Raw genomic sequence first — 19,150 nt, 5'->3', positions numbered from 1 at the left:
TGACGAGTGCGTCGGGGGAGGCTCGGAGTCCGGATCAGAGCAGCGCGGCGCGCGGGCCGTCGGGCTGCTCCAGGCGGCGTTCCAGGATGGAGCGCGCGATGTCGGAGGACTCCTGGTCGCCCAGCCTCCGGAAGCCTTCGTCGGTGATGACGGTGACGATCGGGTAGATCCGGCGGGCCACGTCCGGGCCGCCGGTCGCCGAGTCGTCGTCCGCGGCGTCGTACAGCGCCTGCACGACGAGGGTGAGGGCCTGCTCCTCCGTCAGGTCCTCGCGGTAGAGCTTCTTCATGGACCCCCGGGCAAAGATGGACCCCGAGCCGGTGGCGGCGTAGCCGTTCTCCTCGGAGCGGCCGCCGGTGACGTCGTACGAGAAGATGCGGCCCTTCTCGCGGTCGACGTCGTATCCCGCGAAGAGGGGGACCACGGCGAGACCCTGCATGGCCATGGCCAGGTTGGAGCGGATCATGGTGGAGAGCCGGTTGGCCTTGCCCTCCAGGGAGAGCTGGGCGCCCTCGACCTTCTCGAAGTGCTCCAGCTCCAGCTGGAAGAGCTTGACCATCTCCACGGCCAGCCCCGCGGTGCCGGCGATGCCCACCGCCGAGTACTCGTCGGCCGGGAAGACCTTCTCGATGTCGCGCTGCGCGATCATGTTGCCCATGGTGGCGCGCCGGTCGCCGGCCAGGACCACGCCACCGGGGAAGGCGGCCGCGACGATGGTCGTCCCGTGCGGTGCCTCGATCGCCCCCTGGAGCGGCGGCAGGCTCCGGTTGCCCGGGAGCATCTCGGGCGACTGGTCGGCCAGGAAGTCCATGAACGAGGACGAGCCCGGCGTCAGGAAGGCTGCTGGTAGACGCCCGGTGCTACGAGTGTTGGCTTCCACGCGTTTCCCTCCAGGTATGCGATGGCCCTGCGCAAGAGAGTCAGGATCATCCCCCAACTTGCCGATGGCCGAATTGCCGTCGAAGCAACGTACGCCACGGACCCTACCCGCCCGGGGGCGGTGATCCACATGTTCGGCGGAGGGATCTGTGCGGATCCCGCGCCCGCGGTCCGGTGGCGCCTGTCCGGGTGGCGAGCGGGGTGACGGCGACCGCCGCGGCGGTCGCCGTCACCCCGTCTCCCCCGATGCGTCACGATCGCCCGGGATCTACCGAGCGTTCACACCCCTGAACTACTGTCCGCCCTTCTGAACGAACGACCGCACGAAGTCCTCGGCGTTCTCTTCCAGGACGTCGTCGATCTCGTCCAGCACCGAGTCGACGTCGTCGCTCAGCTTCTCCTGGCGCTCCGCGAGGTCCTCGGACGCCTGCGCGTCCTGCGCCTGCTCCTCGACCTCCTCGGTGGAGCGCGTCGCCTTCTGCTGTCCGCCGCCGGTGTCCTTGGTCGCCATGTAGCTCACCCCGCTCGGTTCGAAGCAATCGAAGCTCTTGATCAGACCCTACCCACGGGGTCCGACATTTGGCCCGGTAGTTGTTGAACGTCCGGGCCATGGTTCATTGATTCCCCTCCCGGACACCTTTCAGCCGCCCGAGAGCACCCGGACCAGCTCGTCCGCCGTACGACAGCGGTCGAGCAGGCCTTCGACGTGCTCCCGGGTCCCCCGCAGCGGCTCCAGCGTGGGCACGCGCTGGAGCGAGTCGCGGTCCGGCAGGTCGAAGATGACCGAGTCCCAGGAGGCGGCCGCCACGTCGTCGGCGTACTGCTCCAGGCAGCGGCCCCGGAAGTACGCCCGGGTGTCCTCCGGAGGCTTCGTACGGGCCCTGGTGACGTCGTCCTCGTCCAGGAGGCGCTTCATCCGGCCCCGGGCCGCCAGACGGTTGTAGAGGCCCTTGTCCGGCCGTACGTCCGCGTACTGGAGGTCGACGAGGTGCAGTCGGGGGGCGTCCCAGTCCAGCGAGTCGCGGCGGCGGTAGCCCTCCATCAGCTGCCGCTTGGCGATCCAGTCCAGCTCCCCCGCCAGGCTCATCGGGTCGGTCTCCAGCCGGTTGAGGGTGTCCTCCCACCGGGTCAGGATGTCCTTGGTCTGCTCGTCGGCGTCGGTGCCGTACCGCTCGTCGACGTATTTGCGCGCCAGCTCGAAGTACTCCATCTGGAGCTGCACAGCGGTGAGTGTCCGGCCGCTGCGGAGCGTGATCAGGTGGTGGAGGTCCGGGTCGTGCGAGACCTGGTGGAGTGTGCGGACGGGCTGGTCGACGGCGAGGTCGACGGTGATGAAGGCGTCCTCGATCATGGACAGCACCAGGGATGTGGTGCCGAGCTTCAGATAGGTCGAGACCTCCGAGAGGTTGGCGTCGCCGATGATCACATGGAGCCGGCGGTACTTCTCCGCGTCGGAGTGGGGCTCGTCCCGGGTGTTGATGATGGGGCGCTTGAGCGTGGTCTCCAGCCCGACCTCGACCTCGAAGTAGTCGGCGCGCTGGCTGATCTGGAAGCCGTGCTCCTGGCCGTCCTGGCCGATGCCGACCCGTCCGGCGCCGGTGACGACCTGGCGGGAGACGAAGAAGGGCGTCAGATGGCGCACGATGTCCGAGAACGGGGTCTCCCGCTTCATCAGGTAGTTCTCGTGCGTGCCGTAGGAGGCGCCTTTGTTGTCGGTGTTGTTCTTGTAGAGGTGGATCGGCTGGGCACCGGGGATGGCGGCGGCCCGCTCGGCGGCCTCCGCCATGATCCGTTCGCCGGCCTTGTCCCAGAGGACCGCGTCGAGCGGGTTGGTGATCTCCGGTGAGCTGTATTCGGGGTGCGCGTGGTCGACGTAGAGCCGGGCACCGTTGGTGAGGATCACATTGGCCAGGCCGATGTCCTCGTCGGTGAGCTGGCTGGAGTCGGCGGTCTCACGGGCGAGGTCGAAGCCTCGCGCGTCACGCAGCGGATTCTCCTCCTCGAAGTCCCAGCGGGCGCGTCGCGCCCGGTGCATCGCCGCCGCGTACGCGTTGACGATCTGGGACGAGGTGAGCATGGCATTGGCGTTGGGGTGACCGGGGACGGAGATCCCGTACTCCGTCTCGATGCCCATCACTCGCCGTACGGTCATGCGGCCCTCCTTGCCCGGCGTCGGCCCGTCCGGGCGCGACGCTCAAGTACCGCTGCTTGTCCGGTGCGTATGCGGTGCCCGTGACCGCACTGCGCGACTCGGCGGTACCGCAGAGCCTAGAGCGCCTCTGCGCCGGTGGGGAGATCAATTGCGACATTGCTCCGGCATGGCCGGAACGGGGGGAAAGCGACCGGCTGCGGATGCCTCTCCAGGCATCCGCAGCCGGTCGGCGTATTACAGGTACTGGCCGGTATTGGCCACCGTGTCGATGGAGCGACCGGTGTCCGCGCCCTGCTTTCCGGTGACCAGTGTGCGGATGAAGACGATCCGCTCACCCTTCTTGCCGGAAATCCTGGCCCAGTCGTCCGGGTTGGTCGTGTTGGGCAGGTCCTCGTTCTCCTTGAACTCGTCCACGCAGGCCTGCAGGAGATGAGCGACCCGCAGCCCCTTCTGGCCGTGTTCCAGGAATGCCTTGATGGCCATTTTCTTTGCCCGGTCGACGATGTTCTGAATCATCGCACCGGAGTTGAAGTCCTTGAAGTAGAGGACTTCCTTGTCGCCGTTGGCGTACGTCACCTCGAGGAAGCGGTTCTCCTCGGACTCCGTGTACATCCGCTCCACGACCGACTGGATCATGGCGTGGGCGGCGGCCTCGCGCGAGCCGGTGTGCTCGGAGAGGTCGTCCGCGTGCAGCGGCAGCGACGGGGTGAGGTACTTCGCGAAGATGTCCTTCGCGGCCTCGGCGTCCGGACGCTCGATCTTGATCTTCACATCGAGTCGGCCGGGGCGCAGGATGGCCGGGTCGATCATGTCCTCGCGGTTGGAGGCGCCGATGACGATGACGTTCTCCAGGCCCTCCACACCGTCGATCTCGGCGAGCAGCTGCGGGACGATGGTGTTCTCCACGTCCGAGCTGACGCCGCTGCCGCGGGTGCGGAAGAGGGACTCCATCTCGTCGAAGAAGACGATGACGGGCGTGCCCTCGCTCGCCTTCTCCCGGGCACGCTGGAAGACCAGGCGGATGTGGCGCTCGGTCTCACCGACGTACTTGTTGAGCAGCTCGGGGCCCTTGATATTGAGGAAGTAGCTCTTCCCCGCGGGCTGCCCGGTCACCTCGGCGACCTTCTTGGCGAGCGAATTGGCGACGGCCTTGGCGATGAGCGTCTTGCCGCAGCCGGGCGGGCCGTAGAGCAGGATGCCCTTCGGCGGTCGCAGTTCGTGCTCCTTGAAGAGGTCGGGGTGGAGGTAGGGCAGCTCGACCGCGTCGCGGATCAGCTCGATCTGGTCGCCCAGGCCACCGATCTTGTCGTAGTCGATGTCCGGGACCTCTTCGAGGACGAGCTCCTCGACCTCGCTCTTGGGGACCACCTCGTAGACGTAACCGGACCGGGAGTCGAGCAGCAGGGCGTCACCGGCGCGGATGGTGATGTCCAGCAGCGGCTCCGCGAGCCGCACCACCCTCTCCTCGTCGGTGTGCCCGACCACCAGGGCCCGCTCGCCGTCCTCCAGGATCTCCTTGAGGGTGACGATGTCCCCGGCCCGCTCGAACTCCATGGCCTCGACCACGTTGAGCGCTTCGTTGAGCATGACCTCCTGGCCGCGCCGGAGGTCCTCCAGCTCGACGCTGGGAGACACGTTCACCCGGAGCTTGCGGCCCCCGGTGAAGATGTCGCAGGTGCCGTCCTCGTTGGCCTGCAGGAAGACACCGAAGCCGGCCGGCGGCTGGGCCAGCCGGTCGACCTCCTCCTTGAGGGCCACGATCTGGTCGCGCGCCTCGCGGAGCGTGTTGGCGAGCCGCTCGTTCTGTGCGGACACGCCTGCCAGATTCGTCTGCAACTCGACGATCCGCTCTTCGAGAATCCTCGTATGCCGCGGAGAGTCGGCGAGCTTGCGTCGCAGGACGGCGATTTCCTGCTCGAGATAGGCAACCTGGCCGGCTGGGTCCTCGGACCCGCGCGCGGGCCGGATGCCGCGGTTGATGTCGTCGTCGTGGGCTGCCACGGTCCTCACCTCCTCCATGGGGAGCTGGACGCTTCCTGACCCTACCTGGGCTGGTGGTGATTGAAACCCCTAGATCACAAAGACTGCGGGGTGTGTCCGATCTTCACCCTTGCGCTCTCCCTCACGTCAAGGGAATACCCACCCTTCGGCGTCGGAAAGCCGCCGGTTGTATCGTCGAACCGTTCAACACCCGTCAGGGCTGGCTCCCATGGGTTCGGATACGCAGGAACGGCAGGACACATGACCGTGCAGCAGGACGCGCCGGGCGACGGTGACGCGCAGGACCTGGAGGTCTGGATCGACCAGGACCTCTGTACGGGCGACGGCATCTGCGCGCAGTACGCGCCGGAGGTCTTCGAGCTGGACATCGACGGCCTGGCGTATGTGAAGAGCGCCGAGGACGAGCTGCTGCAGGCCCCCGGCGCCACCACCCCGGTGCCGCTGACGCTCCTCCAGGACGTGGTCGATTCGGCCAAGGAGTGCCCCGGGGACTGCATCCATGTCCGGCGGGTGAAGGACAGCGTCGAGGTGTACGGACCGGACGCGGCCTGATCCGTACGGTGACGGCCTGAGCCCTACGGTCCCCCGTCGCACGGTCACACGGCCGCCCGTACGGTCACACGGCGCGCGCGAGGTCCGCGGTCGTGCGCACGAAGGCCTTGCCCTGGTACCGCCAGGAGGCCTGTTCCTCCTGGTCGGGGCAGCAGCGGGGGACCTCCAGCGAGGAGTAGCCGAGCAGGGTGGCGAAGACGCGTCCCTCCCGTACGGCGAAGTCCGTGACGGTCTTCCTGTCCGCGGGGTCCACCAGGGTCGCCACGACCCTCGGCGCTGCCCCGCTCCCCTGGGTCAGGACGTAGACGCCGCTCGGTGGCGTCCCCGAGCCCGCGTCGCAGTGCACCACGGCCACCGTCTCCGGCCGCCCGTCCCCGTCGAGGTCCCCGGGGGCCTGCTTGGCCACCGTGGTCCCGGCCCCGCCGCACTCCAGGGGGAAGGCCACATCCGCCGGGTCCGGGGCGGCCACGGGCGTGGCGGTCCGCTTCTCGGGGGCCGTGGCGGTGGCGGTCGCCGTACGGGGCTGGAGCAGCCCGGCCAGGGCGACGACGGCGGCCATGGCCGCGGCCGTGGCGAGCCAGTGGACCGGCTTCGTGACGGTGTGCGCGAGGTCCGGGAGCGCGGAGGTCTGCACGCGGTGTCTCTCCATGTGGTTCCTGGGAGCCCGGGAGGGGGCGGGGCACCCCCGAGGGGTGGCCAGCATCGTGCCACACCTCACACGCCGGGGGAACGGCGGGGTGTGCTCCGGTTCCACCGCCGGGGCGCGTTCCGGCGGCAACGGGAAGGCGGGGGGGGGGGGGGGGGGGGGGGGGGGGGGGGGAGGGGGGAGGGGGGGGGGGGGGGGGGGGGGGGGGGGGGGGGGGGGGGGGGGGGGGGGGGGGGGGGGGGGGAGGGGGGGGGAGGGAGGGGGGGGGGGGGGGCGCCGGCCCCCCCCAGAGTGCACCCCCCCCCCCCCCCCCCCCCCCCCCCCCCTGCTCCCCCCCCCCCCCCCCCCCCCCCCCCCCCCCCCCCCCCCCCCCGGTTCGTTGGGCGGGTCAGCCGCGGTCGGCGGCGGAGCCTCCGCGGCTCTGGCTGCCCGGTCCCTCGTAGTCCTCGCCGTAGGCGCCCTTGGAAGGACGGCGGCGGCGCAGCGGCGGCTCCACGCCGTCCGCGAGCCGGCGGGCGGTGACCAGGAATCCGGTGTGGCCGATCATCCGGTGGTCGGGGCGGACGGCCAGGCCCTCGACGTGCCAGTTGCGGATCATCGACTCCCAGGGCTGCGGTTCGGCGAAGCAGCCGATCTCGCGGATGGACTCCACGGTGCGCGAGAGCTGGGTGGTGGTGGCCACGTAGGCGCAGAGGATGCCGCCGGGCACCAGGGCCTTGGAGACGGCCTCCAGGCATTCCCAGGGGGCGAGCATGTCCAGCACGACGCGGTCGACGTCGGTGTCGGAGAGGTTGTCCTGGAGGTCTCCGACGGTCAGCTGCCAGGCGGGGTGCGGCGAGCCGAAGTAGCGCTCGACGTTCTGCTGGGCGATCTCCGCGAAGTCCTCACGGCGCTCGTAGGAGTGCAGCATGCCCTGCTCGCCGATGGCCCGCAGCAGGAAGGTGGAGAGCGCGCCGGAGCCGACCCCGGCCTCCACGACGCGGGCGCCGGGGAAGATGTCCGCGAAGGCCAGGATCTGGCCCGCGTCCTTGGGGTAGACCACGGCGGCGCCGCGGGGCATGGAGAGGACGTAGTCGGGGAGCAGGGGGCGCAGCGCGAGGTAGGCGACGTTTCCCGTGGTGCGGACAACACTGCCCTCGGGAGCACCGATCAGCTCGTCGTGCTGGAAAGAACCCTTGTGGGTGTGGAAGCTCTTCCCGGCTTCGAGCGTGAAGGTGTAGTGGCGTCCCTTGGGGTCGGTGAGCTGTACCTGGTCCCCGACCTTGAAGGGCCCACGTCGGCGGGCGGCACCGGTCGGTTCAGACATGTGACCAGCGTACCGGTGTTTCGAGGGCCCTCTTCCGGGGCCTTCAGGACTCGGGGCGGGCCATGGCCTTGACGAAGGCGCGCTCGACGTCGGCGGTGGAGAGGACGCCGTAGATCTGGCCGGTCTCCTCGACGACCAGGTACTCGGTGGCGGGGGTGGCCTTGAGCCGGTCCAGGAGGGCTTCGCCGGCCAGTTCGGCGGGGACCCTCATTCCCTCGGTGAGGTCCTGGGCGAGGCCGCTGACGGCGACCCAGGGGCGGCGGTGCTCGGGGACGCCGGCGATGGCGGCCTCGCGGACGACGCCCTTGGGGTTGCCCTGGCCGTCGACGACGACGAGCGCGCGGGCGCCCGCCTCGTTGGCCCGGCGCAGCGCCTCGGAGAGGGGGGTGGCGGACTCGACGGGGACGGCTCGGCGAGTGAGGGTGCGGGCGCGGAGGTCGGGCAGGTGCTCGCGGAGGCGGGCCATGCGCAGGCTGTTCCCGGCGCCGGTCCAGATGATGCCGGCCAGGATCGCGGCGAGCAGCGCGTCCATGACGGTCTCCACCCCGCCGATCTTCTGGTTGGCGCTGCCGAGGACCCCGGTGTGGGTGAGCAGCGGCAGTCCGATGAGGACGGTGACGGCGAGGCCCCGGCCGACCCAGGCGGCGGCGACGGTGCCGCTCATGGGGTTGCCGGTGATCTTCCAGACGACGGCGCGGAGCATCCGGCCGCCGTCGAGGGGCAGGCCCGGGAGCAGGTTGAAGGCGGCCACGATGAGGTTGGAGATCATCAGCCCGGCGAGCAGGACGCCGGGCACGGTGCCGGGCTCGACGAGCTGCATCGCTCCGTAGAAGACCCCGCCGAGGGCGAGGGAGAGGAGGGGGCCGACGAAGGCGAGGACGAACTCGCGGCCGGGTGTCTCGGTCTCCTTCTCGATCTCGGAGACGCCACCGAAGAACTGGAGCTGGATGCGGCGCACGGGCAGCTTGTAGTGCAGGGCGGCGACCGTGTGGGCCAGTTCGTGGACGAGCACGGAGGCGTAGAAGGCGATCGCGAAGAAGAGGGCGACGAGATAGCGGGCACCGCCCAGCTCGGGCAGGACCCGGTCGAGCTGGCCGCCGAAGACCCAGGTGATCAGCGCGGCGACGACGAACCAGCTGGGCGCCACGTAGACGGGCACCCCGAAGGGGCGGCCCATGAGCAGGCCGCCACCGGGCTCGGCGGGGCGTCTGGGCTGCTCGCCGCCGGGGGCGGCGCCGGGGTCGGTTCCCCCTGCGCCGGACTGCGGCCGCCCGCTGTCGCCGCTCTTGTCCACGTGGTCCCTTCGGTTCGGTGTGTGGCCCGCGCCACGCTGATGCTGTCCGCGAGGGCCTGCCGTCGATGGTATGCCGCTGACTGTCGGTGGCGGGCCGTAGGGTCTTGAGACATGACCTCCGTGCCCCGGCCCCCGCAGCCGCCTTCGTCCCTGTCGCCGTCGCGCGCGAGCGATTTCATGCAGTGCCCTCTGCTCTACCGCTTCCGGGTCATCGACAAACTGCCGGAGAAGCCCAGCGAGGCGGCTACCCGCGGCACGCTGGTCCATGCGGTGCTGGAGCGGCTGTTCGACGCCCCGGCGGCAGACCGTACGGCGCCACGGGCTCGGGCGCTGGTGCCCGGCCAGTGGGACCGGCTCCTGGAGGCGCGGCCGGAGCTGGGCGAGCTGTTCGCGGACGATGCCGGGGGCGAGCGGCTGGCGCGCTGGCTGGGCGAGGCGGAGCGGCTGGTGGAGCGGTGGTTCTCGCTGGAGGACCCGACGCGTCTGGAGCCGGCGGAGCGGGAGATGTCCGTCGAGACGGAGCTGGAGTCGGGGCTGCGGCTGCGCGGGGTGATCGACCGGATCGATGTGGCGCCCACCGGTGAGGTGCGGATCGTCGACTACAAGACGGGGAAGGCGCCGCGGCCGGAGTATGCCGAGGGCCCACTGTTCCAGATGAAGTTCTACGCGCTGGTGATCTGGCGGCTGAAGGGGATCGTGCCGCGCCGGCTCCAGCTGGTCTATCTGGGCAGCGGCGACGTGCTGACGTACGACCCGGTGGTGGCGGACCTGGAGCGGGTGGAGCGGAAGCTGCTGGCGCTGTGGGAGGCGATCTCGCTGGCGACGGAGACCGGTGACTGGAGGCCGCGCCCGACGAAGCTGTGCGGCTGGTGCGACCACCAGGCGGTCTGTCCGGAGTTCGGTGGGACTCCCCCGGTCTATCCGCTGTCGGTCCGCCCGGCGGAGCCGGGCGAGGGTGACCAGGGCAGAATGGGGCCCGTCCGGGCCGAGGCCGGCCGACCCGTGGCTCTTGAGGGCCTGTAAGGAGTTTTCGTGGCGATCCGCGTCCTACTGGTCGACGACCAGCCGCTGCTGCGCACCGGTTTCCGGATGATTCTGGAGGCCGAGGGCGATCTCGCGGTGGTCGGTGAGGCCGGTGACGGCCTGCAGGCCATCGACCAGGTGCGGGCGCTGCAGCCCGACGTGGTGCTGATGGACATCCGGATGCCGCGGATGGACGGGGTGGAGGCGACCCGCCAGATCACCGGTCCCGGCAAGGACGGTCCGGCGAAGGTTCTGGTGCTGACCACGTTCGATCTCGACGAGTACGTGGTGGAGGCGTTGCGGGCGGGGGCCAGCGGTTTCCTGCTGAAGGACGCCCCGGCGGCCGAGCTGGTGCAGGCGATCCGGGTGGTGGCGGCGGGCGAGGCGATGCTCGCCCCGAGCATCACGCGGCGGCTGCTCGACAAGTACGCGGACCATCTGCCCTCGGGCGAGGACCCGGTGCCGGACGCCCTGCACACGCTGACGGACCGTGAGGTGGAGGTCCTGAAGCTGGTGGCGCGGGGCCTGTCCAACGCGGAGATCGCCGCGGACCTGTTCGTCAGCGAGACGACGGTCAAGACGCATGTGGGCCATGTGCTGACCAAGCTGGGCCTGCGCGACCGCGTGCAGGCCGCGGTGTACGCGTACGAGAGCGGGCTGGTGCGTCCGGGCGCCCAGTGAGCCCCCTGAGACGCAGCCGTGAACGCGGCCGTCCGGCCCGCTCCCGCTGATGTCGGGGCGGGCCGGACGGCTTTCGGGTTCCCGGCCTGTGGTCAGGCGGTCTTGTGCAGCTCCCAGAGCTGGAGTTCGGCGGTGGCGCTGATGGACCGCTCGACGCCCGCGACCCCGCTGCGGGAGGCCACGTACTGCTTGCCCTGCCAGATCGGCAGGACGGGGACGTCGGTGGCGACGATGTCCTGGAGCTTCTCGTAGGTCGTCGCGGCCGCGCTGCGGTCGGCCTGGCGGCGCGACTGGGGGATCAGGACGTTCTGCGCTTCCTTCGACTGGTAGGGGGAGTTGAGGAAGTTGTTCTTGTCCAGGAACGGGGCGGTGTAGTTGTCCGGGTCCGGGAAGTCGGGGAACCAGCCCATGCCGTAGGCCGCGTAGTCGCCGCGCTTCTGCTCGGGGCGGTACTTCGACCACTCCTTGCCCTGGACGTCGACGTTGAAGAGGCCCGAGCGGTTGAGCTGCTGCTGGAGCGCCTTGAACTCCTTGGCGGTGGCGGAGCCGTAGTGGTCGTCGGTGTAGTGCAGGGTGAACTTCACCGGCGTCTTGACGCCGGCCTTCTCCAGGGTCTCGGCGGCCTTGGCGGTGCTGGGCTCGCCGTACTTGTTGAAGAAGGCGTTGGTGTGGCCGGTGATGCTGGAGGGGATCAGCGAGTAGAGCGGCTCGGCGGTGGTGCCGTACACCTTGCCCGCGATCTCGCCCCGGTCGATGATCTGCGCCATGGCCTGTCGTACGGCCTTGTTGACCACCGGGTCCTTGGTGTTGAAGCCGAGGTAGCTGATGGCGAGACCGGGCATCTCGGTCAGCTCGATGCCCTTCTTCGGGTTCACCAGCATCTCGCCGGCCTGCTCCGGGGACATGGCCCGGGTCATCATGTGGATCTTCTTCTCCTCCAGCGCCCTGCCCATGGCCTCGGCACCGGGGAAGAGGTCCATCACGACCTTCTCGTTGAGGACCTTCAGCTCGCCCTTGTACGAGGGGTTCTTGGTGAAGACGATCCGGGTGATCCGGCCGTCCTCGGTCTGCGGCTTCATGGTGTACGGCCCCGAACCGTCGACCTGGAAGCCGGTGCGCGCCTCCTTCGCCGGGTACTTCGCCTTGGGGACGATGCCGGCGGCGGGGGTGGCGAGCTTGTACGGGAAGGTGGCGTCGGGCGTGTTCAGGTGGAAGACCACCTGGTCGTCGCCCTTCGTCTCGATCATGTCGATGTTGGCGAGGAGCCCGACCGGCCCGCTGTCGGAGTCGATGTCGATGACCCGCTGGATGGAGTACTTCACATCCTCGGCGGTGACGGGGGTGCCGTCCGCGAACTTCAGGCCGGGCCGCAGGGTGCAGCGGTAGCTCTCGTTGGCGGTGTCGGTGAAGGTGCAGCTCTGGGCGGCCTCGGGGATCGGCGCACCGCCGCCGACGGGGACGCTGGTCAGGGTCTGCACGGTCTGCCGCAGGACGTTCCAGACGCCTGCCTCGTACCCGATGGCCGGGTCGAGAGGAGCGGGGTTCTCCTCGGAGGCCACGAGCTGGTCCGTGGTGCCGACGACGATGGCGCCTTCGCCACCGGCGCCGCTGTCCGTGCTGCCGCAGGCGGCGAGCACGGGGGCGAGCAGGCCGACGACGGCCGGCAGCACCAGGGTCTTGCGGTTCATACGGGCGTTCTCCCTCATCACGGTGGGTGAGGAATCAAAGTTAGTAGCCGCCGGTGGTCGCGCCGACCGCGCGCGGAGCGGCCGGCCCCCCTCCGGCGCCCGAGGGGGGCGATATTTGATCAGCATTACGGACAGATCATCCGATGATGACGGCCCACCGGCACCTCACAGGTGAGGAAGCTCACCCGTCCGACCTCTTCACATTTCCCGCCCATGGCTGATTCACGTCCATGGAAAGGTGCCGGAACGCACACGGAACGTTCAACACGCAACGTTCAGCGCCATCGCTCAGCCCGTGGGGGTGATCAGCCTCCGCAGGAAGGGCAGGTCGACCTCTTCGAGAGACCCGACGACGACCCGGCCGGCGGCGGGGGCGATGGGGGCCACGGAGGGGACGGCGACCACCCGGCACCCGGCGGCCTCGGCGGCGGCCACGCCGGTCGCGGTGTCCTCGATGACGGCACAGCGCCAGGGGTCGGCGCCGAAGCCCGCGGCGGCGGTGAGATAGGGCTCGGGGTGCGGCTTGGTCCGGGTGACCTCGTCCCCGGCGACCGTCAGGGCGAAGTGGTGGTGGCCGACCGAGTCCAGCACCCGGTCGATGATCCGGCGGTGCGAGGCGGAGACGAGCGCGGTGGGGATCCTGGCCGCGGACAGCTCCGCGAGCAGCCGTTCGGCGCCCGGCATCAGCGGCACCCCGCGCACGATCCGCTTCTCGAAGCCGTCGTTCAGCAGCACGGTCAGCTCGTCCAGCGCGATGTCGGCGCCGGTCACGTCGATGAGGTAGCCGGCGCTGCGGGTCATCGGTCCGCCGACGACGACATCGCGCCAGGCCTCGTCCAGCCGGTGCCCGAGGCCGGCGAAGACCTCCTTCTCGACGTCCCACCAGAAGCCCTCGGTATCGACCAGGGTTCCGTCCATGTCGAGAAGGACCGCCTGCAGGGCGGCGCCTCCGGCCGTGCGGGTCAAGGACGCGGGGACCGTACTGGTCATCCGGCACACCTTCCGTAAGGGACGAGAAGGCCGGCCGCCATCCCCGGAAGGGGGAGGGCGACCGGCCTGCACTGGACCGACCAGTGTACGACCTGTCCGGCTACGGTGCGCGAACGACGCGGGGCCGAGGCGGGACCGGGCGGTTACCGTGCGTTGAAGTACTTCGCCTCGGGGTGGTGGATGACGAGGGCGTCGGTGGACTGCTCCGGGTGGAGCTGGAACTCCTCGGACAGCTCCACCCCGATCCGCTCCGGCCGCAGGAGATCGGCGATCTTGGCTCGGTCCTCCAGGTCGGGGCAGGCCCCGTAGCCGAGCGAGAACCGCGCGCCCCGGTACTTCAGCGCGAACATGTCCTCCACCTCGGCCGGGTCCTCGCCGCCGAAGCCCAGCTCGCCGCGGACGCGGGCGTGCCAGTACTCCGCGAGGGCCTCGGCGAGCTGGACGGAGAGGCCGTGCAGTTCCAGGTAGTCGCGGTAGGAGTCGGCGGCGAACAGCTCGGCGGTCGCCTCACCGATCCGGGAGCCGACGGTGACGACCTGGAGGCCGATGACGTCCCTCTCGCCGGACTCCTCGGGGCGGAAGAAGTCCGCGAGGCAGAGGCGGCGGCCGCGGCGCTGGCGCGGGAAGGTGAAGCGGGTGCGCTCGGAGCCGTCCTCGTGGAGGAGGATCAGGTCCTCGCCCTTGGAGACGCAGGGGAAGTAGCCGTAGACGACGGCCGCTTCCAGGAGGTTGTTGGACTGGAGGTGGTCGAGCCAGCCGCGCAGGCGCGGGCGGCCCTCGGTCTCCACCAGCTCCTCGTACGTCGGTCCGTCACCGGTCCTGGCCTGCTTCAGGCCCCACTGCCCCTTGAACAGGGCGCCCTCGTCGAGCCAGGAGGCGTACTCCTTGAGCGGGATGCCCTTGATGACCCGGGTGCCCCAGAACGGCGGCTCGGGGACGGGGTTGGTGGTGGAGACGTCGGAGCGCACCGAGCCCTCGGGCTCCTCGACCTCCAGAGCGGCAGTGGCCTTCTTGGGGACCCGGCGCTGCTTCAGCTCGGGCAGGGCCGCCCCCGGCACGCCGCGCTTGACGCCGATGAGCGCGTCCATGAGGCGCAGCCCCTCGAAGGCGTCGCGGGCGTAGCGGACCTCGCCCTCGTAGATCTCGTGCAGGTCCTGCTCGACGTAGGCCCTGGTCAGCGCGGCACCGCCGAGGATGACCGGGAAGTCGGCGGCCATCTTGCGCTGGTTGAGCTCCTGGAGGTTCTCCTTCATGATCACGGTGGACTTCACCAGGAGGCCCGACATGCCGATGACGTCGGCGCGGTGCTCCTCGGCGGCCTCCAGGATCGCGGAGACGGGCTGCTTGATGCCGAGGTTGACGACGTTGTAGCCGTTGTTGGAGAGGATGATGTCGACGAGGTTCTTGCCGATGTCGTGGACGTCGCCGCGGACGGTGGCGAGCACGATCGTGCCCTTGCCCTCGTCGTCGGACTTCTCCATGTGCGGCTCCAGGTGGGCCACCGCGCTCTTCATGACCTCGGCGGACTGGAGGACGAACGGCAGCTGCATCTGGCCGGAGCCGAACAGCTCACCGACGACCTTCATGCCCTCCAGGAGGGTGTTGTTGACGATGTCCAGGGCGGGGGTGTCCTGGAGGGCCTCGTCGAGGTCGGCCTCCAGGCCGTTCTTCTCGCCGTCGATGATGCGGCGCTGGAGCCGCTCGTCCAGCGGGAGGGCCATCAGCTCCTCGGCCTTGCCCGCCTTCATCGACTTCATGTTGACGCCCTCGAACAGCTCCATGAGCTTCTGGAGGGGGTCGTAGCCCTCGGCACGGCGGTCGTAGATCAGGTCGAGGGCGACCTTGACCTGCTCCTCCTCCAGCCGGGCGATGGGCAGGATCTTGGAGGCGTGGACGATCGCGGAGTCCAGGCCCGCCTTGACGCACTCGTCGAGGAAGACGGAGTTCAGCACGACCCGGGCCGCCGGGTTGAGGCCGAAGGAGATGTTGGAGAGGCCCAGCGTGGTCTGGACGTCCGGGTGGCGCTTCTTCAGCTCGCGGATGGCCCCGATGGTGGCGATGCCGTCGCCCCGGGACTCCTCCTGGCCGGTGCAGATGGTGAAGGTCAGGGTGTCGATGAGGATGTCGGACTCGCGGATGCCCCAGTTGGTGGTGAGGTCCGCGATCAGCCGCTCCGCGATGGCGACCTTGTGCTCGACGGTGCGGGCCTGGCCCTCCTCGTCGATCGTCAGCGCGATCAGGGCGGCGCCGTGCTCGGCGGCCAGGGCGCTGACCTGAGCGAACCGGGAGTCGGGGCCGTCGCCGTCCTCGTAGTTGACCGAGTTCAGCACGGCCCGGCCGCCGAGCTGCTCCAGTCCGGCGCGCAGGACGTCCAGCTCGGTGGAGTCCAGCACGATCGGCAGGGTGGAGGCGGTGGCGAAGCGTCCGGCCAGCTCGGTCATGTCGGCGACGCCGTCACGGCCCACGTAGTCGACGCAGAGGTCGAGCATGTGGGCGCCCTCGCGGATCTGGTCGCGGGCCATCTCCACGCAGTCGTCCCAGCGGGCCTCCAGCATGGCTTCGCGGAACTTCTTGGAGCCGTTGGCGTTGGTGCGCTCCCCGATCGCGAGGTAGGCGGTGTCCTGGCGGAAGGGGACGTGCTGGTAGAGCGAGGCGGCGCCGGGCTCGGGGCGCGGCTCGCGCTCGGGCGGGGTGAGCCCGTGGGCACGCTCCACGACGGCCTTCATATGGGCCGGGGTCGTACCGCAGCAGCCTCCGATCAGGGAGAGGCCGTAGTCGCGGACGAACAGCTCCTGGGAGTCCGCGAGGCCGTCGGGGCCGAGCGGGAAGTGCGCGCCGTCCTTGGTGAGGACGGGCAGACCGGCGTTGGGCATGCACATCAGGGGCGTACGGGAGTGGCGGGCGAGGTAGCGCAGGTGCTCGCTCATCTCGTCCGGGCCGGTCGAGCAGTTCAGCCCGATCAGGTCGATGCCGAGCGGCTCCAGGGCGGTCAGGGCGGCGCCGATCTCGGAGCCGAGCAGCATGACGCCGGTGGTCTCGAAGGCGAGGGAGCAGATCAGGGGCACGTCGATGCCGAGGGCGTCCATGGCCCGGCGGGCGCCGATGATGCTGGCCTTGGTCTGGAGGAGGTCCTGGGTGGTCTCGACGATCAGGGCGTCCGAGCCGCCCGCGAGGAGGCCCTCGGCGTTGCGCTGGTAGCCGTCGCGCAGGACGTCGTACGTGATGTGGCCGAGGGAGGGCAGCTTGGTGCCGGGCCCGATCGAGCCCAGGACCCAGCGCTGGCGGCCGTCCCTGGCGGCGAACTCGTCGGCGACCTCGCGGGCGATGCGGGCGCCGGACTCGGACAGCTCGTGGATCCGGTGGGCGATCTCGTACTCGTTGGCGGCGGAGTGGTTGGCGCCGAAGGTGTTGGTCTCGACGCAGTCGACGCCGACCTCGAAGTACTCCTCGTGGACCGAGCGCACGATGTCGGGACGGGTGATGTTGAGGATCTCGTTGCAGCCTTCGAGGTTCTCGAAGTCCTCCAGCGTCGGGTCCTGCGCCTGGAGCATGGTGCCCATCGCTCCGTCGGCCACCACCACCCGGGTGGCGAGCGCTTCGCGCAGGGCCTGTGCGCGGGTCCGGCTGTCGGGGGCGGGTGTCGGCAACGAGGCCATGGATGATCTCCCAGGGATGCGACGGCTGTCGGCTTTGCGTCCTTCTCGGGGAAGGCGCACCACGCCAGCCTAGCCGGACACCCCGCAGCGCGGTCGGCCCGTCCATGGGGCGGACTGCATGCTGTGCGGGTGCGGAGCGGCCGGACGGCAGGAGGAGACTTTCCCCGGGAGTCCAGCACAGGTCGGCATCGACCGATAGTGTTCAGCATTGTCGAACCGAGGTGGAGGAGTACGGCGCGATGGCCAAGAACATCCAGTCGCTGGAGCGAGCGGCCGCGATGCTGCGTCTGCTGGCGGGCGGCGAGCGGCGGCTCGGGCTGTCCGACATCGCCTCCTCCCTGGGACTGGCCAAGGGCACCGCCCACGGGATCCTCCGCACGCTCCAGCTGGAGGGGTTCGTCGAACAGGACGCCACCTCGGGCCGCTACCAGCTCGGCGCCGAGCTGCTGCGGCTGGGCAACAGCTATCTGGACGTCCACGAGCTGCGGGCCCGGGCCCTGGTCTGGACGGACGACCTGGCCCGCTCCAGCGGCGAGAGCGTCCATCTGGGCGTGCTCCACCAGCACGGCGTGCTCATCGTCCACCACGTCTTCCGGCCCGACGACAGCCGCCAGGTGCTGGAGGTCGGGGCGATGCAGCCACTGCACTCCACGGCGCTGGGCAAGGTGCTGTCCGCGTACGACCCGGTGGCGCACAGCGAGGTCATGGAGGCCGAGCGCCGCTCGTTCACCGCCCGTACGGTGACGGCCGCCGACGAGTTCGAGGCGATGCTCGACCTGATCCGCGCCCAGGGGTGGGCCGCCGACGCCGAGGAGACCTGGGAGGGCGTGGCGGCCGTCGCCGCCCCCGTCCACGACCGGCGCCGGATGCCGGTGGGCGCGGTGGCCGTGACGGGGGCGGTGGAGCGGGTGGCGCCGGGGGGCGTGCTGCGCCCCGAGCTGATCGCGGCCGTCCGGGACTGCGCCCGGGCGGTCTCCCGGGACCTGGGCGCCGGCCGCTTCTGAGGGGCGGACGGCCCCCTCCCTAACGCCTGTCGCACCCCCTGCCGCCGGGACCTGGGCGCCGGCTGCTTCCGAGGGGCGCTCGACCCTCTCCGCAACGCCTGTCGCACCCCTGCCGCAACCGTGCGCTCGCGCGTCCGCACGTCCGGGCGCATCGTGGGGTAACGATCGCGTCGCGCACCGAGTCCTCCGCCACAGAACCCTTGACGCCTCCTTCACTCGGGGGAACACTGCCGTTCAACGGTCGGCATTGTCGAACGCCTAACGGCAATACGCGTTAGGGTGTGACAGTGCCAAGGGCCGGTCAAGCCCTTACAGGTGGGCTGCCCACGCTGCGTGGACATCCATCTGGGGCGCGGACCACCGGAGGGACCCGGTGTTCCGCTCTCCCCTGGACGAAGGACAAAGGAGTCGCGGGTGTCCAGCTCCGACATTTTCATCGGCGAGACCATCGGTACCGCCATACTCATCCTGCTCGGTGCCGGCGTCGTCGCCGCCGTCACGCTGAAGCACTCGAAGGCCCGCGACGCGGGCTGGCTGGCCATCACCTTCGGGTGGGGCTTCGCCGTGCTGACCGGCGCCTACCTCGCCGGCGGTGTCTCGGGCGCCCACCTCAACCCCGCGGTCACGCTCGGCCTGGCCATCAAGGGCGGCACCGCGTGGGGTGACGTGCCCCTCTACCTCGCCTCCCAGCTGCTCGGCGCGATGATCGGCGCCGTACTGGTCTACGCGGTGTACTACGGGCAGTTCCACGCCCACCTCAACGACCCGGAGGTCGTCGCGACGAAGCCCACCCACGAGGGCATGGTCGACCAGGCCGCCGCCCCCAAGGCCGGACCGGTGCTCGGGATCTTCTCCACCGGCCCCGAGATCCGCAACAGTGTGCAGAACGTCGTCACCGAGGTCATCGCCACCGTCGTGCTCGTCCTGGCGATCCTCACCCAGGGCCTCAACGACGACGGCAACGGTCTGGGAACGCTCGGCGCCCTGATCACGGCCCTGGTGGTCGTCGGTATCGGCCTTTCTCTCGGCGGGCCCACCGGCTACGCCATCAACCCGGTCCGCGACCTCGGACCGCGCATCGTGCACGCGGTGCTGCCGCTGCCGAACAAGGGTGGTTCGGACTGGGGCTACGCGTGGGTACCCATCGTGGGTCCGCTCATCGGCGGCGCACTCGCCGGCGGGCTCTACAACCTCGCCTTCGCCTAGCCCGAGACCGGGACGCGGACCCGAGTCCGGGTACCAGCGCCGTAACCCCTATCACTTCACAGACCTCCGGGA

At 70.2% G+C, this 19,150-nt stretch carries 15 protein-coding genes and 1 pseudogene; 5 read left to right on the top strand and 11 right to left on the bottom strand.

What is annotated here, in order from left to right:
- Window positions 1–34 precede the first annotated feature (34 nt).
- From prcB to arc, 5 genes and pseudogenes are all read right to left on the bottom strand, one after another.
- Window positions 35–880, bottom strand: a complete 846-nt coding sequence (gene prcB / locus AC0682_RS00850; protein ID WP_254812928.1) for a proteasome subunit beta — start codon at window positions 878–880, stop codon at window positions 35–37.
- Window positions 832–1,018 (bottom strand): annotated as a pseudogene (locus AC0682_RS00845) (endonuclease domain-containing protein); the annotation flags it as partial. The pseudogene AC0682_RS00845 and the gene prcB, both read right to left, overlap by 49 nt.
- Before the next feature lie 153 nt (window positions 1,019–1,171).
- Window positions 1,172–1,390 carry a ubiquitin-like protein Pup gene (locus AC0682_RS00840; protein ID WP_003970166.1) on the bottom strand — a complete coding sequence of 73 codons (219 nt, stop codon included), beginning with the start codon at window positions 1,388–1,390 and terminating at the stop codon, window positions 1,172–1,174.
- Between the two features lie 129 nt (window positions 1,391–1,519).
- A complete protein-coding gene (gene dop, locus AC0682_RS00835; protein WP_478530317.1) occupies window positions 1,520–3,031 on the bottom strand; it encodes a depupylase/deamidase Dop in 1,512 nt (503 codons plus the stop codon).
- A 234-nt stretch (window positions 3,032–3,265) separates the two neighbouring features.
- Window positions 3,266–5,032, bottom strand: a complete 1,767-nt coding sequence (gene arc, locus AC0682_RS00830; RefSeq protein WP_254812926.1) for a proteasome ATPase — start codon at window positions 5,030–5,032, stop codon at window positions 3,266–3,268.
- 240 nt (window positions 5,033–5,272) lie between these two features.
- On the opposite strand from arc, the gene AC0682_RS00825 reads away from it, so the two are divergent.
- Window positions 5,273–5,584, top strand: coding sequence for a ferredoxin (locus AC0682_RS00825; RefSeq protein WP_478530315.1), 312 nt, complete (start codon window positions 5,273–5,275; stop codon window positions 5,582–5,584).
- Window positions 5,585–5,648: 64 nt separating this feature from the next.
- On the opposite strand, the gene AC0682_RS00820 is transcribed toward AC0682_RS00825, so the two are convergent.
- The 3 genes from AC0682_RS00820 to AC0682_RS00810 form a co-directional block, all read right to left on the bottom strand.
- On the bottom strand, window positions 5,649–6,218 hold the full coding sequence (locus AC0682_RS00820; RefSeq protein ID WP_478530495.1) for a hypothetical protein: 570 nt from the start codon (window positions 6,216–6,218) through the stop codon (window positions 5,649–5,651).
- Window positions 6,219–6,618: 400 nt separating this feature from the next.
- Complete coding sequence (locus AC0682_RS00815) at window positions 6,619–7,536, bottom strand: tRNA (adenine-N1)-methyltransferase (protein ID WP_254812925.1); 918 nt, start codon at window positions 7,534–7,536, stop codon at window positions 6,619–6,621.
- 43 nt (window positions 7,537–7,579) lie between these two features.
- Window positions 7,580–8,830: a site-2 protease family protein gene (locus AC0682_RS00810; RefSeq protein WP_478530313.1), complete on the bottom strand. Its 1,251-nt coding sequence runs from the start codon at window positions 8,828–8,830 to the stop codon at window positions 7,580–7,582.
- A 177-nt stretch (window positions 8,831–9,007) separates the two neighbouring features.
- Between AC0682_RS00810 and AC0682_RS00805 the strand changes: the two genes are divergently transcribed.
- The gene (locus AC0682_RS00805; RefSeq protein WP_254812923.1) at window positions 9,008–9,853 is read left to right on the top strand and encodes a RecB family exonuclease; all 846 of its coding nucleotides are present in this window, start codon (window positions 9,008–9,010) and stop codon (window positions 9,851–9,853) included.
- Window positions 9,854–9,862: 9 nt separating this feature from the next.
- Window positions 9,863–10,534, top strand: coding sequence for a response regulator (locus AC0682_RS00800; RefSeq protein ID WP_003970158.1), 672 nt, complete (start codon window positions 9,863–9,865; stop codon window positions 10,532–10,534).
- A gap of 92 nt (window positions 10,535–10,626) precedes the next feature.
- Here the strand turns inward: AC0682_RS00800 and AC0682_RS00795 are convergent, their stop codons facing one another.
- From AC0682_RS00795 to metH, 3 genes are all read right to left on the bottom strand, one after another.
- On the bottom strand, window positions 10,627–12,222 hold the full coding sequence (locus tag AC0682_RS00795) for an ABC transporter substrate-binding protein (RefSeq protein ID WP_478530311.1): 1,596 nt from the start codon (window positions 12,220–12,222) through the stop codon (window positions 10,627–10,629).
- Window positions 12,223–12,510: 288 nt separating this feature from the next.
- A complete protein-coding gene (locus AC0682_RS00790) occupies window positions 12,511–13,212 on the bottom strand; it encodes an HAD family hydrolase (RefSeq protein WP_254812921.1) in 702 nt (233 codons plus the stop codon).
- A 143-nt stretch (window positions 13,213–13,355) separates the two neighbouring features.
- Window positions 13,356–16,868 (bottom strand): methionine synthase, encoded by a 3,513-nt coding sequence (gene metH / locus AC0682_RS00785; RefSeq protein WP_478530309.1) that lies wholly within the window; start codon window positions 16,866–16,868, stop codon window positions 13,356–13,358.
- A 239-nt stretch (window positions 16,869–17,107) separates the two neighbouring features.
- Here metH and AC0682_RS00780 point away from each other — a divergent pair, with 239 nt between their 5' ends.
- Window positions 17,108–17,872, top strand: coding sequence for an IclR family transcriptional regulator (locus tag AC0682_RS00780; protein ID WP_254812919.1), 765 nt, complete (start codon window positions 17,108–17,110; stop codon window positions 17,870–17,872).
- Window positions 17,873–18,286: 414 nt separating this feature from the next.
- Entirely contained in the window at window positions 18,287–19,078 is a 792-nt protein-coding gene (locus AC0682_RS00775) for an MIP/aquaporin family protein (RefSeq protein WP_478530307.1), read from the top strand.
- Window positions 19,079–19,150: the final 72 nt, after the last annotated feature.

The organism is Streptomyces sp. NPDC043746, from assembly GCF_056436485.1.
Note: the sequence above shows the minus strand (reverse complement) of the source record. Positions and strands in the feature narration are given on the sequence as shown.